General features: G+C 51.1%; 14 protein-coding genes. 1 reads left to right on the forward strand and 13 read right to left on the reverse strand.

Annotation, left to right across the window (positions count from 1 at the left end; genetic code table 11):
• Nucleotides 1-192: 192 nt before the first annotated feature.
• From CBR65_RS13695 to leuA, 12 genes are all read right to left on the reverse strand, one after another.
• Nucleotides 193-1,470, reverse strand: a complete 1,278-nt coding sequence (locus tag CBR65_RS13695) for an ATP-binding protein (RefSeq protein ID WP_087467378.1) — start codon at nt 1,468-1,470, stop codon at nt 193-195.
• Between the two features lie 9 nt (nt 1,471-1,479).
• Nucleotides 1,480-2,181, reverse strand: a complete 702-nt coding sequence (locus tag CBR65_RS13700; RefSeq protein WP_087467379.1) for a response regulator — start codon at nt 2,179-2,181, stop codon at nt 1,480-1,482.
• Nucleotides 2,182-2,199: 18 nt separating this feature from the next.
• On the reverse strand, nt 2,200-2,556 hold the full coding sequence (locus tag CBR65_RS13705; protein ID WP_232461195.1) for a DUF3019 domain-containing protein: 357 nt from the start codon (nt 2,554-2,556) through the stop codon (nt 2,200-2,202).
• Nucleotides 2,557-2,623: 67 nt separating this feature from the next.
• Nucleotides 2,624-3,493 carry a MipA/OmpV family protein gene (locus CBR65_RS13710; RefSeq protein ID WP_157672074.1) on the reverse strand — a complete coding sequence of 290 codons (870 nt, stop codon included), beginning with the start codon at nt 3,491-3,493 and terminating at the stop codon, nt 2,624-2,626.
• Nucleotides 3,494-3,687: 194 nt separating this feature from the next.
• Complete coding sequence (locus CBR65_RS13715) at nt 3,688-4,761, reverse strand: efflux RND transporter periplasmic adaptor subunit (protein ID WP_087467381.1); 1,074 nt, start codon at nt 4,759-4,761, stop codon at nt 3,688-3,690.
• A 102-nt stretch (nt 4,762-4,863) separates the two neighbouring features.
• Nucleotides 4,864-6,129, reverse strand: coding sequence for an ABC transporter permease (locus tag CBR65_RS13720; RefSeq protein ID WP_087467382.1), 1,266 nt, complete (start codon nt 6,127-6,129; stop codon nt 4,864-4,866).
• 5 nt (nt 6,130-6,134) lie between these two features.
• The gene (locus tag CBR65_RS13725) at nt 6,135-7,370 is read right to left on the reverse strand and encodes an ABC transporter permease (protein WP_087467383.1); all 1,236 of its coding nucleotides are present in this window, start codon (nt 7,368-7,370) and stop codon (nt 6,135-6,137) included.
• A gap of 6 nt (nt 7,371-7,376) precedes the next feature.
• A complete protein-coding gene (locus CBR65_RS13730) occupies nt 7,377-8,102 on the reverse strand; it encodes an ABC transporter ATP-binding protein (protein WP_087467384.1) in 726 nt (241 codons plus the stop codon).
• A 342-nt stretch (nt 8,103-8,444) separates the two neighbouring features.
• Nucleotides 8,445-8,693, reverse strand: a complete 249-nt coding sequence (locus CBR65_RS13735) for a YidH family protein (RefSeq protein ID WP_087467385.1) — start codon at nt 8,691-8,693, stop codon at nt 8,445-8,447.
• A gap of 158 nt (nt 8,694-8,851) precedes the next feature.
• Nucleotides 8,852-9,919 (reverse strand): hypothetical protein, encoded by a 1,068-nt coding sequence (locus CBR65_RS13740; RefSeq protein WP_087467386.1) that lies wholly within the window; start codon nt 9,917-9,919, stop codon nt 8,852-8,854.
• A gap of 50 nt (nt 9,920-9,969) precedes the next feature.
• A complete protein-coding gene (locus CBR65_RS13745; protein ID WP_087467387.1) occupies nt 9,970-10,350 on the reverse strand; it encodes a DUF4150 domain-containing protein in 381 nt (126 codons plus the stop codon).
• Nucleotides 10,351-10,513: 163 nt separating this feature from the next.
• A complete protein-coding gene (leuA, locus tag CBR65_RS13750; RefSeq protein WP_087467388.1) occupies nt 10,514-12,178 on the reverse strand; it encodes a 2-isopropylmalate synthase in 1,665 nt (554 codons plus the stop codon).
• Between the two features lie 519 nt (nt 12,179-12,697).
• On the opposite strand from leuA, the gene CBR65_RS13760 reads away from it, so the two are divergent.
• Nucleotides 12,698-13,162, forward strand: coding sequence for an Lrp/AsnC family transcriptional regulator (locus tag CBR65_RS13760; protein ID WP_087467390.1), 465 nt, complete (start codon nt 12,698-12,700; stop codon nt 13,160-13,162).
• On the opposite strand, the gene CBR65_RS13765 is transcribed toward CBR65_RS13760, so the two are convergent.
• Nucleotides 13,155-14,360, reverse strand: a complete 1,206-nt coding sequence (locus CBR65_RS13765) for an acyltransferase family protein (RefSeq protein WP_087467391.1) — start codon at nt 14,358-14,360, stop codon at nt 13,155-13,157. The genes CBR65_RS13760 and CBR65_RS13765 overlap by 8 nt on opposite strands.
• Between the last annotated feature and the right edge of the window lie 31 nt (nt 14,361-14,391).

Raw genomic sequence — 14,391 nt, forward strand, 5'->3', positions numbered from 1 at the left:
AGTCTGCATTCTATACCCATAAATCGCGCCACATCCACCCCCCGAGCGGAGCTTTTTCAATCAATTTAGGTAAAATTTGATTGAAAAAATGGCCTATTAATTGATTTTTGATATAAAAGTCTTTGGATTAATTCCTAATTATTATATGCCATTCAATTGGAGAATGGGTGATGTAGGGGGAACTAATCGCCGTCAGCCTCTTGGCCAGGACAAGTAAGCGCGTGCCCCGCCGCTGTGTGAATCGACAAAGGCGGCGTCGCCACCATGCCATCTCATGATGCGCTTGACGAGCGCAAGCCCCAGCCCGAAACCACTGGCTTGCGGTCTGTTCTCGTTATACAGGCGGACAAAAGATTCAAACACGCGGGCGCGTTCTTCGGGGGGAATGCCGGGGCCATCGTCTTCAACGGCGACTTGAAATTCCGTTTCTGTTACGCGCAACTCGACAACGATATTTTCTTTGGCAAAGCGCGCCGCATTTTGCAGCAAATTGAGAATCACACACTCCATCAATTTCCATTCACAGTTAAATGCTTGCCCGCCGGTGTCATCCTGGATGCGAATCGGTACCGCGTCCGGGCGGTCGCGATAAATTCGCGCGATAATTTCACTCAGTAAATCCTGCATGTAGCCATCACAACGATCAAGTTGCTGGGATTCCTGTTCAAAGCCTGCATAACTCAACAGTGAGCTGATGAGGTTTTCCATCTCCATCACGTCTTGATGAATACTGTCGAGTTGTTTCTGTAACTGTGCGTCACCGTGATTGCTCGCCATAGCTAACGCAAACTTCATGCGCGCCAGGGGCGTGCGCAATTCGTGTGAGACAGCATAGGTCATTTCTTTATGGGAGCCGATCAATTCGCGGATGCGTTTTGCCATGCGATTGAATGCATTAGCCAGGGTAAATACCGTCGAGGTCGGTGCAACAGCAATTTGATCCGGCGCGCCGTCCTTGCCTACCAGGCGCGTATGTTTTTCCAGCCGGCTAAGATCGCGCGACAAGGGCCAGACCCACAAGAAAACCACCAGCGCAATGCCGAGATAAAACATGATTAACAACCCGGAGTAAACCGGTGAACGTGTCCGGTCGGGATTGGGCGATGCCATCACCAGGACTTGATCGCTCTCTGCAACACGCTTATACCAGATCAGGCGATCAGAACTGGCCGAAGCACTGACCACCTCGCCCGCGCGAATCTGTTGCGTTGCTGATGAATTGGCGAGGTCATCGATGTGAATTAACTGGAGTTGATTGTGCAGATTCTGATTAAGTTGTTCGATGCGGGCATCTTGCTGTTCTGCTGACAACAGTTGAAGGTCTTGCTCAAGCAGTACAATCAAATCAGCTACATCAGTCTCCAATTCGGGCGCCGGGTAAAGTTTTTCCCAAAACTTATCCAAACCCCAACCGATGACAATGACGGAAAAGACAATGAAGAAATACAGCGAGATAAACGCGCGGTTCATAAACGCCCGTTAGTCCTTCCAGGCATCGGCAATAAATAAATAGCCGCGTCCCCAGATGGTTTTAATACGTGTGGGATTTTCCGGATTATCGAGTAATTTTTTACGCAATTGCGAAATGCGCACGTCAATCGAACGATCCAGGCCATCGTAGGGACGACTGTAGATCTGATTGAATAAAAATTCACGGCTGAGAATCTGGCCGGCTTGATTGGCCAGCGCCAACAGTAAATCAAATTCGTGGCTGGATAAATGAATTTCCTGACCCGCCAGCTCTACTTTGCGCTGAATCGGTTGAATCGTTAGTTGGTCGAACACCAACACTTCCTGTTCACGCACATCGGTTTGATAGTAACGACGTAGCAGGGCGCGAATGCGGGCAAGCAATACCCGCGGTTCAACCGGTTTGATGACATAATCATCTGCGCCGTATTCCAGGCCGAGCACCTGGTCCACGTCTTCATTGCGCGCGGTCAACATCAGGATCGGGCCTTTGTATTCCGGACGCAATTCCTGACACAACGTCAGGCCATCTTTACCCGGCAACATGATGTCGAGGATGATCAACGCTGGATTTACGTTCTGGCATTGGCGAATGACACGATTGCCGTGCGCTTCCACCACCACCGCAAAATCATTACTTTCAAGGAAATCCTTAACCAGATCGGCCAGGCGGCGGTCGTCTTCTACTAACAGGATGAGATTGTTATTCATAGTCATAAACTGATCGCGCTAGAAAAAACTCCAGGGGTTGCGCCGCTGTTTGCGGAATTTCTTTTGATCGTAAACCACTTCAAACACTTCACTGCCCAAGGCTTGCGTACCTTCTTCTTCGCGCAGATGAAAATCGACACTGGTACTGGCGGTAATATTAAATTGATAAGCACCCTGGGTTTGATTTTCCCAGCAGCGCAGGGGCATGGATTCGCCGCTTTGGTACAAGCACAGGCTGCGTGCCTCTTCCGCCGCCCAGGTGACTTCCAGTTCGTCGCGACACACTTCTTCTTTGGCAGCCAGTACACACAGGCGCGGCTTAATGGAGAATTGAATCACCGGCAGTTTCTTTTGACCCATAGCATCATCAGCCACAGCGTAGCCGCTCAGCGATAACGCAAGCAAGCAAAACAGTGCTGTGGATACCGAAAATAACCTGCCGTTAAAAATGGTACGCCCCTCCAATGAACGAGGTAATCACTTTATCGTCATTCACGACGGGGCTGCGCCGGATGCCCGAGGCCAGGCGTCGATAGGCGGTGGTGAAATTCAGGCTCCAGCGCTCATTGATACGATAGTTCCAGTCGAGGCGCGCAACGCCGGATACTCCGCTACCGGGGTTGTAGCGATAACCCAGAGTGCCGCCCTCACCTTCGCGAATGCCGTAGTAATAGTCGAGTACCGCCTCGCTTTGCCAGATCGCTCCAGCGGATAAAATCCAGTGATGTTTGCCCGCTAAAAAATGTCGCGCCAGGGCAATCCGCACTTCCTGTCCGTCGTGATAACCGGTGAACTCCTGCAAGGCGTGGAGCTGTAGATCAACCTTGTTGAACTGGTGGTTGTATTCAAAACCGGCCAATCCTCCCATGCGCCGTTTGCGCAGTTGGTCGGTATCGATGAGTTTATGGTAAGCGTCGGTTGAGGGGCCGAAGGTAGGGCCGGGATCGGATAACAGATTTTCGCTGAGCACAAAATTATTCACGTCCCAACGGCGAAAAAAAACCTGATCGTAACTGGGCGTTAACAACAGGTTGAATTGCCGGGTGTCGTCCTCGAACAGGATATAACCCAGGTCAAGGTTTTGCAGGAAGACGCGTTCGCCGTTATAACTGATCTGCGGAATGACGTAGAGCGGAATATCATCGTTATCAATAACCGGATTGGTGCGCACTCCCACGCCAACCGCGACGGCGACCTGCCATTTACCAATCTCCACGCAGCCTTCCGCGCTGCTCTCACAGTCGTCGGCCATAGCCGTTACGCTGAAGCAGCCGAGGAGTAATAACCAGGCTTGGATAAGGTGTTTATTCATAATTGCGTACATAAGTTGCCAGGGCAAAATCACCCAGCTTATGTATACCTTGAAAGGTTCCGCTATGTTGTAACAATTTGTAGTTCGCTTTATAACCCGGTTAGCAGCCAGCGTATGGCTTGCAGACCCATGAAATTACCCTGAAAAAAGGGCCACTGATGTGGCCCGCATTATCCGCTATGAGGGACAGCTTCTCAACGGCGTTTGATTTTTTCGCTTTCTTTGAGGCCCGATACAATTTCAATATTGATACCGTCAGACAGCCCGGTTTCCACCTTGCGTTTCTCAAACTGCTGCGGCGCTGTTTCAACTTCCACAAAATGCTGTTCATCTTCGATTAACAGATTGCCTTCATTGATCGCCAGTACATTCTCACGCTTGTCCAGCACGATATCCGCGTTGGCACTGTAGTTGGCGCGCAGGAAAAGTTGGTCGCTCAGGGTCACCGCCGCGCGGATCTGGAATTTGATGGTGCCCTGATCCTCAATGCCTTTGGGCGAGATATATTCCAGTACCGCGCTGAAGGGCTCACCTTCCAGTGCGCCCACATCCAGTACCAACTCCATGCCTTCACGGATCTTGCCCACTTCCGCCTCGTCGACCATCCCTTCGAAGATCATATCGTTCATGTCCGCCAGGCTGGCCACGGTGGTGCCCGCGCCGAAGGTACTGGACTCCACAATAAACGCACCTTCCTTATTGGGTACATCGAGAATCATGCCATCGACCGTGGCGCGAATCATATTGGAGACCAAATCCGATTTGCGCGTCGCCCCTTCGCGAATCAGCAGCAGATTATTTTCCGCCGACTCTACCGCCTGGCGCTGGAGGTTATAGGTCAACAAAAATTTGTTGTATTCCGACTCAGAAATGAGTTTGTCGGCATAGAGTTTTTTCTGCCGCTCCAGCTCATCTTCGGCATTTTTTAAATTGATTTCGGCTGATTGCAGCTGTGACTCAGCGCTGTTCAACATCACCATATTGGGAGCAAGGGTAATGCGCGCGATCAAGTCACCTTTCTTAACCGTTTGGCCAGCGACCACGTAAACCTTTTCCACCACGCCGGAAACCTGGGAGGTGACATTGACCTCTTTACGTGGAATGACTTTACCGATGGCCACGGTTTTTTTGATGATGGTTGTTTTAAAAGGCGCATCTGTTTCATAAACCACCGGTTTTTCCTGGGATTTATTGAACAGGAATACAGCGGTCCCGATAAAGATAAACGCGATCAGAGCCAATACGGCGAACCACACTAATTTTTTCATTTTTCCCTTCTTACCTTTGACTGAAATTTTTTACAGGTTTGTTCGCTACTGCTGAAAAATAGCTGCTCTACAGCACAGGAAATTTTTCAGCAGACACCTCAATTATTCATCTTGCAAGGCCACAATCGGATTCACAGCGGCCGCCTTGGCGGCCGGCATCAGCGACGCCAGAAAACCGGATATAACCAACACGACCAAAGCACTGATCGCTGTACCGAAATCCACTTCGGGTCGACGAAACATACCCGAGCCACCGCCGCTGGCTTCCAGCACATTGCTGACGCCTTCGAGCAGGAAGACACCCACCACCAGGCCCATATAACCCGCGATAGCGGTGATAAAGATGGATTCCTGCACAATCATCGCAACGATTGATGTCGGTGTAGCGCCCAGGGCTTTGCGCAAACCAATTTCCCGCGTGCGCTCTTTCACCACGATCAGCATAATATTGCCCACGCCGATCGCACCGGCCATGATGGTGCCGATAGCCACCATCCAACTGAATACTTCAATACCGGTAAACAAACCCTGGATCTTGTCGAACTCGTTTTGCAAATTGAAACTGCCGAACACGCCGACATCATCCGGTGACACTTTTTTGATTTCGGCAAGATATTTTTTGACATCCTGCTCCGCTATCCGCGCATGTAAACCCGGTTGCGGTATCACCACAAAACTGCCGACCCAACCGACCTGATTAAAGGCGTAACGCAAGGTGTCGTTGGGGATATAAATTTTTTCTTCTTCCTGTTGCTGGTTGCCATCTGCCAGGGATTTGAATACACCGATCACGGTGAAACTGATGCCGGATATGGTGATGTTCTCACCCAGCGGATTGACGCCTTCATCAAACAATTGCGTTTCTACCCGCGTGCCAATAATCGCCACCTTGCGTCGTTCGTTGTCATCGGTCTCATTGATGCTGCGGCCCTCGATAATGCGCATGGAATTAATATTGGTCATGCCAGCGTGAGTGCCTTGTACATAGAAAGTGCCGTTTTTATCCTTGTATTTTGTGTAAGGCGGCGTGCCGTCCCAGATGCCCACAGAATTTTGCCCGCGAATAAAACTGACACTGGGCACATTGTCTTGAATGGCTTTGACGTCTGCCGCTTCCAGACGAATTTGTCGGCCAATGGGAAGCCCCTGATAAGGCACTTGAGTGGTCCCTTGAATCCAGATGTACACGCTATTAGTTACACGAGGGAAACCTTCGATCACACCGTTTTCCAAGCCTTTACCTGCACCGAGCAGCACGGTGAGCATAAAGATTCCCCAGAACACACCGAACGCGGTGAGCGAAGTGCGCAACTTGTGTTGGCCCAGAGTCTTGAAAATTTCCTGCCATTTTTCTGTATCAATAATCATGGTGATTAATCCGCGCGCATGGCTTCAATGGGCATAATCTTCGCAGCGCGCAACGCGGGCATCAGCCCTGCCAGCGCACCGACCACAATCAATAAAATAATCGCGGTGATTGCCACCTGAAAATTTATTTCGGGGTTAGTAAAGTAAGGCAGTTGCGCACCGACGGACTTGAGTAAATACGCCACCAGCTCAATCAACCCCACACCCACAACCAACCCTGCATAGCCGGCAATACTGGTCACTAGTATCGACTCCAACAGCAGCGTGCTGACAATATTTAACGGCGTTGCACCGAGCGCTTTACGAATACCGATTTCACGCGTGCGCTCTTTAACCGTGATGATCATGATATTGCTCACACCCACAATCCCGGCCATTAAAGTACCCAGGCCGACGAACCAGATAAACGCATTAATGCCGAGGAACAAACCGTTTACCATCTTGGCCGGCTCGGCCATATTGAACGAGCGAATCGCGCGGCGATCTTCCGGTGACACCGCGTGACGACGTTTTAATAATTCGATAATTTTTTCTTCCACCACAAAACCATCAAAACCGGATTGTGGCCGCAGCCAGATGGCGGCAATCTTGTCGCTGGCACCAAATAATTTCTGAAAGGTGGTAATGGGAATATACACACGCTCGGAATCGCGGCCGCGATTGCCTTTATCGTAAAAGGTGCCTACCACCTTCATCATTACGCCGTTAACACGAATATCTTTTCCGACCGGATCAACGTCTTTACCAAACACGCGCTCGGCGACAACAGTGCCGACGACGGCAATCTTGCGCACGTATTCATCATCCAGCGGGTTTATCTTGCGCCCCAACGGAAAGGGCACACTTTCTTTCACCTTGAAGAATTCATCCGGCACACCGTGAACCGCAAAGCTGCCGGTTTTATCGCCATAAACAATTGAAATACCACCGCGCTCGTTGGTCGGTGAAATCACACCAACACCTTTTACCTGCCGTTGAATGGCTTCAACATCGTCGAGCGTCAAACTGATTTGCCGACCCAGTCCCATGCCGCGATAGGCCACAGATGTCGTGCCTGTGTACACCACGATAAAATCCAGAACATCTGAACCAAAGTCGGCGTAAACACCGTTCTGCATCCCGCGCCCGGCACCGAGTAATAAAATCAACATCAGGATGCCCCAGAAAACGCCGAATGCGGTCAGCGCGGTGCGCAGTTTGTTCTGGCGCAGGGTGTAGAGAATTTCCTGTAAGCCGTCCATTGTCATTTATCCCAGGATGTCTTCTTCGTTGGCGATGGCGGGTGTCAGTGTGACCGGTGAGCTTTTTCTGCCCGGCACAATCAAGCCGTCCTTGAGGATAATCTGACGCTGGGTTTGGTCAGCGATATCCTGTTCGTGGGTCACAATCACAATCGTATTCCCCAGGCTGTGAACCTCTTTCATCAGTGCCATGATCTCTTGTGTTGTCTGGCTGTCCAGCGCACCGGTCGGTTCGTCGGCAAGGATCACCTTGGGCTTGGTCACCAGCGCTCGGGCAATCGCAACGCGCTGCTTCTGGCCACCGGATAATTCATTGGGCATATGAGTTGCGCGATCCGCCAACCCGACCATCTCCAGATACTGCGCGGCGCGGTAATTGCGCTCCTTACGGCTAACATTCTGGTAATACAACGGCAGGGCCACATTCTCCGTGGCATTTTTGAACGGCAATAAATTGAATGATTGGAAAATAAAACCCAGCAACTGATTGCGCAGTTGGGCGGCCTTTTTTTCCTTGAGACGGCGGATCTCCACCCCATTCAAAAAGTAGTCACCTTCGTCGTGGTTATCGAGAATCCCGAGGATATTCAACAAGGTAGACTTGCCCGAACCGGACGAGCCCATGATCGATACCAGCTCGCCCTCGCGAATATGCTGGTCAATTCCTTTGAGCACGTGCAAGCGTTGCTCACCGGTGGAATAGTATTTATGGATGTTATGCAGTTTGATCATTGTTTTCTGAATCCTTCGTGGAACCACGGGCTTGCGCCAAGCTTAAACAGTTTTCCCGGTCGCCATCGGCAAAATGGCCAGGTTTTTACCGAAATTAACAAACTAATGACATCTGTCACCTACCCGTCTGGCTCTCGACATGGTGCTCGCTACAAAGCCTTCTTGCCGTTTTGTTATCTGATTAGAAGTGGGAAATGCGCTTTCAGATTCACCTGATTAAAAATTTTTTCAATTCGCTGAAAATGGACGACGTAAGTCAAAGCCGGAGGATAAGGAGAGTACAGCACAGAGGGAAATCGTCATCCTTACAACTTTGGAAAAAGCGTCCTTTTAACAACAAAGTTAACCGCGACTGATACGCCGCCGCACACTGAAAAAACGATAACCGCCGATCGCCAACACCAGCGTACCCACCACCAACGCCGCCCAGGCGAAAGGCATCAACACCGGGTCATTATTCAGGAATTTCAACACCATCGCACCCCCGGCCAACAAAGCCAGGGCCGTGCGGATATAAGACAAGAGCGTGCGCTCATTGGCCAGGTGGGTACGTTCCACCGCTAATGCATCGCGCAGATCGGTTTCGCCCATGCGTTTTGCTCCTTCGTTAATTAGTTTGTCTTCTCCAGGTAAAATCATCGCCAACCAATACCTCAGGTTGCTGAACGCCTTGTTGAACAATTGACAGCTTGAATTTTTGGGCAATGCCGAATTTTCAGACGCTTTCCAGACAGTTTTTTTAAGTGCGGTTATGGGTTTGCTTCTATATCCAGACGCACCGCCGAGCGATAGGCGGTATCGGACGAGCAGCAAAGCAAATGATGTTGCCCCGGTTTTTTTGGGCGTCGGGACAATTCGAAGATCAGACTGATCAGTGTCGGACCGATTGCCGCACCCACATCACCGAATCGATCCACCGGGTGATTCTGGCTGGCGGCCGGAGAAAAATGTGCGCTGTTGCGCGTGATGGCCACGCCAAATTCCTTTGCACCGTAGCTATCGTAAATCATGCTGGTCCAGACAGCATCGATCTTCGCTGTCGGCGCTTGCGCGATAGCTTCACGGACAGCATTAGCCAGACCATCACCGCGATAAGCTTCGTCACTGTAACGATGGCCAGCCTCTTGTGCGATACCGGGGCGGTAAAGCGCCACGCGCGGTGCGGCTAATGACCCGGCAACCCGCTCGCTGGCCAGCAGCACAAAACAGGCGCCCTCGCCCGGCTGAAAGCCATCGAGACTGTTTTCCAGCAGCAGCCGGTCCTGCGCATCCAGCCGCGCTAACAGTTCCGCATCCCAATAGGTATCTAAACCGCCGAGCAGGACCCAATCCTGGCCCTGTTCTATCAGTTGGAAAACATGCTTGAGCGCATGCAAGCCGCCGGCGCGCCCGATTTCAGCGGCCTTGCTGTTGCGCACGTCCAGAGGGATGTCGCTCTGTATAGCCAGTTGCTCAATCGCATTACCGCGCCAGGGGTGACTGAGGTCGGCGATAACGTCCGGCAGGGCGAGCAGCATCGGCATCACAACGCCTTGGGGTAACAGCGGTTGCAATTGTTGCAGCGCCGGCGCTGCCATTTGCAGCAATCGCACCTGTCGGGAAGGCAACCTGGCGGAGATCAAACGAGGATCGAGGGGACTCAATACCGGTTCCGGTACCTGGGCCATCTTGATAGGAATGAGGTGCTTGCTCAGCAGCGCAGTTTCCTGCACGGCACTGATACCGGCGCTGACCGCCGCCGCCATAGCGGCGGATGTGGGGCCGAGAGGGCTGATGGTGCCGGCGCCGGCCACATAGACCTTGGTGTGCTGGGACATCAACGCTTCCTTCGATTCTGCAGTCGGTAATGGGTTTTCGCTGGGCCTTATCAGCCCATGATATTTTTCTTATTGTGAAACAGCGGGTCGCCCATGCGACAGACATTTTTGCCTTCGAATTTCACATCCGGTGAATACATCATAAATTCGCAGACACCCATTTGGTCGCTGCTGACAACGCCCTTCAGGGTACCCGGCTCGTCACCCATGCTGCGTGTGTACTGCGCGCCTTTAACCATGGGCATCTGGCCGTCGGTTTTTACGCTCTTGGGGCCTTTGGCAGTATCGGAGGATTTACCAATATTGGGATAAGGGATCGGCACAGGCCCACCCGGGGTGGGAGTCTTGCAGACATCGGGAAAAACTATGCTTATGCCGTTACTGCCTTTGTGGACGATACCGCGGCAGTTGGCAAAGGTGGTTTGAGCCATAAGCTACTCCTTGTGATTCGCCAGATTCTAACCGGATGGTGATGACAGCACGATGGCGGTGGTTAACTTTACACCAGTTTTCACCGCCGGTTTGTGCCAAAGGTTAGAAAATTTAGCGTTTCCGAATTCAATGGCCGACACGTTCAACACCGGCCATTGAATATCAACTACGGGTTCTCTCGTGTCGATTCACGCCGTTCAGCAATGCCTTGATTGCCGCTGAAATAATGTTGCTGTCCTTACCCACGCCGAAGACCGGCTTGCCCTGCTCCACTTTTAATTCCACATAGCAGATCGCCGCCACATCCGAGCCCTCACCGATAGCGTGTTCGTGGTAATCCACCACGCTAACTTCCTTACCAATCTGCTGACTCAGCGCGTGCGCGGCAGCATCAATGGGACCATTACCGCTGCCAGACAATGAAAGAGGGCTTTCCTGGTGCTGCGCATGGATGATGATATCCACATGCTCAGCATCCTCACTCACCTTGCTGCTGTGATAACGGAACGGCGCATTAACGGCAAAATATTCCTGCTCAAACAATTGCGCGATCTCGCTGCTTCTGACTTCTTTACCGGTCTTGTCGCTGACCTTTTGCACGACGCTGCTGAACTCAATTTGTAACCGGCGCGGCAACTGCAAACCCGCTTCCTGCTGCAATAAAAAGCTCACGCCACCTTTACCGGATTGGCTGTTGACGCGCACCACCGCGTCGTAACTGCGATTCAAATCTGCGGGATCAACCGGCAAGTAAGGCACTTCCCAGAGTGCGTCTTTTTTCTGCACGGCGAAACCTTTTTTAATCGCATCCTGATGCGAACCAGAGAACGCGGTAAATACCAATTCACCCGCATAAGGATGACGCGGATGCACCGGCAACTGGTTGCAGTCTTCCACCAGTTTGCGCACTCGATCGATATCGGAAAAATCCAGGCCGGGATGAACACCTTGTGAATATAAGTTCAACGCGAGCGTGACCAGATCAACGTTGCCGGTGCGCTCACCATTACCAAACAAACAACCCTCAACACGATCCGCACCGGCCATCACCGCTAACTCCGCCGCCGCCACGGCGGTACCGCGATCATTATGCGGGTGCACGCTGATGATGATGGCGTCGCGGTTGTTGATGTTGCGATGCATCCACTCAATTTGGTCGGCGTAGGTATTCGGCGTGCTCATCTCCACGGTTGCCGGTAAATTGAGGATCATTTTTTTGCTCGGCGTCGGCTGCCAGATCGCCGCCACCGCGTCGGACACTTCTTTGACAAATTCAACCTCTGTGCTGGAAAACACCTCCGGAGAATATTGATAAGTCCAATCCACCTCGGGCGCCTGCGCCGTTAATTCTTTAACCCATTTGGTGCCCTGAATGGCGATATTTTTCACACCTTCTTTATCGGTGTTGTAAACGATCTTGCGAAACGCCGGCGCGAGCGGGTTGTACATATGCAAGATCGCGCGCTTGGCACCGCGCAAACTCTGCACGGTTTTTTCGATCAGGTCGTATCGCGCCTGCACTAATACTTCGATGGTGACGTCGTCGGGGATATGATTTTCTTCGATCAATAAGCGGGTAAATTCAAAATCAGTTTCCGAAGCGGAGGGAAAACCAATCTCGATTTCTTTAAAACCAATCGCCACCAGTTCTTTAAAGAAGCGCAACTTGGTCGCTACCGACATAGGATCGATCAGCGCCTGGTTGCCATCGCGCAGGTCGGTGCTCATCCAGATCGGCGGCTTTTCAATAATCTTGTTCGGCCACTGGCGGTCGGGCAAAGCCACGCCGACAAAACGCTGATATTTGGTGGATGGGTTGGCAAGCATGATGGGCTCCAGGAACAAAGGTGGCTAAACGGCAAAAGCTGAGCAAAAACCTGTAGAAGAAACTTGCGGGTATGGCCTTAGGGAATACCCCTTGTGCCGCTGGCTTGTGGGCGATCCCGGTAAGAATTCAGGCAGCCAGCCCTGCAAACCGCTTGTGGCGGTGTGTTCTTCGCGAACAGGTTGGACACAGTATAATCGCGTTGCCGCGCCAGAATATTGCCAAAATTGCCTCGATAAAGTTTTTTGAGCAATTTTATTGCCAGAAAACGATATTTAAAGGCATAAATAGCTGATAGCATAGCTTCATGCCGTTTCAAACGGTCATGAAGGCAACACAAAACCAGCTTTAGCGATCGCCTGATGAGTAAATACACCCGGCAGGAAAGGCCAGCCTTTTAGGGTATTTTTAGATTGAGAAGGTAATGACCGATGTGTCAGGCGAACGCTTGTTGAATTTTCTTGAGCGGTTTTGGTAACGCCATACGTTTTTTTATTTCATCTATGCAGTGAGTCATCGCCATGAACCTCGACCGTTACGACCGATTGATTCTGGAACAATTGCAACACAATGGCCGTATCTCCAACCAGGAATTGGCCGATGCGATCAGCCTGTCGCCCTCCCCTTGCCTGCGGCGGGTTCGTCAATTGGAAGAAGACGGTCTTATCGACGGTTATGTCGCGCTTCTCAATGCACGCAAGCTCGGCCTCACGCTCATGTCTTTTATCCAGATCAGCATGGATAAGCATACGCCGGAACGTTTTGACGCCTTCGAAAAAACCGTCGGCAGTTATCCGGAAGTGCTGGAGTGCCATTTAATCACCGGACAATCCGCCGACTATTTATTAAAAGTCATCGTGAAAGACATGGACGCTTACCAGCAATTTCTATTACAGAAACTGACCCGTATCGAAGGCGTCAGCGGTGTGCATTCGTCGTTTGTGTTGAAGTCGCCGTTAAATAAAACGGCGCTGCCGGTCAGCTAACTACCGCCTCGGTTTTGGTGGTCGTTTTCTTTCGCCCATTTAACATCCATCCAATCGGCGTCCAGCGGACAAACGCAATATAACTCACGGCTCCAATTACCAATGTGATGCCAACTGACGCTGTGTATTTCGCCAGCAAGCCCCAATCCTGATCCAGTAACTGATACTGCACCGCAAACAACAGGGGCAAATGGATAATGTAGATCCAGTAAGAGCTATCCGAGAAAAAGCGCATAACCGAATTGTGAGTGTTTAAATAACGCTTACCGAAAACCAGACAGGCCAGCGTCATCCAGACCGAAATATAGGCCTCGCAACATTTCAATAGCAAGTTTAGCGGGAACGCATTGGGCACGGGCGGGTAGCTGATTTGTTTGGGAATAGAATAATGATAAAGCGCATAAGCCAGAACGCTCGCTACCAACAAGGTCCAGCCGTAGGGTTGAAATTTTTCAATAAATCTCTCAGCGCGAAATATCCAATAGCCAAGGGCAAAGAATAAACCAAAGAAACCAAACGACCACAATTGCGGCAATAGTTGATCCGGTGCAGGAAATGGCGATGAAACCGACATGAGCGCTGGCAGTAACAGCAGTGGAAATAACAACATAAAGTACAAGGGCTTGATGTTATTAAACAGGTTAAATAGCCGCGTCCAGTTCAGGTAGCCAAGTACCCAGGTCAGGATGCAGAAAAACGTCAGGTTATATAAAAACCACAAATGCATGGTGGAAAACGGTGGTGGTGGCGAGCCCGGTGTTGCGATGGCTTGAGCAATCATCAGCAACATGGGCGATTTATTTTCCACTGTCGCTACCGCCGACATCAGCGATGCAACAATTGCCCACAAACACAACGGCAAGAAAATAATAAACGGCAACAGGATGCGTTTGGCGCGATTGGCCAACATGCCGCCCATACCGCGTTTGCCAACCAGGTAGGCGACAAAAAATCCGGCAATCACAAAAAACACCGGCATCCTGAACAAGTGTGAAAACCAACTGATAATATCGACCACCGCTGATTGATGGCTGTCCGCCGTCAACCAGAGATTGTGTAACACCGGGCTGTAGGCGAGCGCGGCGTGAAAAAATACTCCGCCGATCATGGCTAACGCACGCAAATTATCAAGATAGTGCAGACGCTGTGTAGTAGGACTTATCATTTCATGGGCGCGCGGGGACTCTGTGGAGTTCATAATAGCCACCTTTTAAGGAAAATTTGGGAAC

It is taken from the genome of Cellvibrio sp. PSBB006, from assembly GCF_002162135.1.
Taxonomy (GTDB): Bacteria; Pseudomonadota; Gammaproteobacteria; order Pseudomonadales; family Cellvibrionaceae; genus Cellvibrio.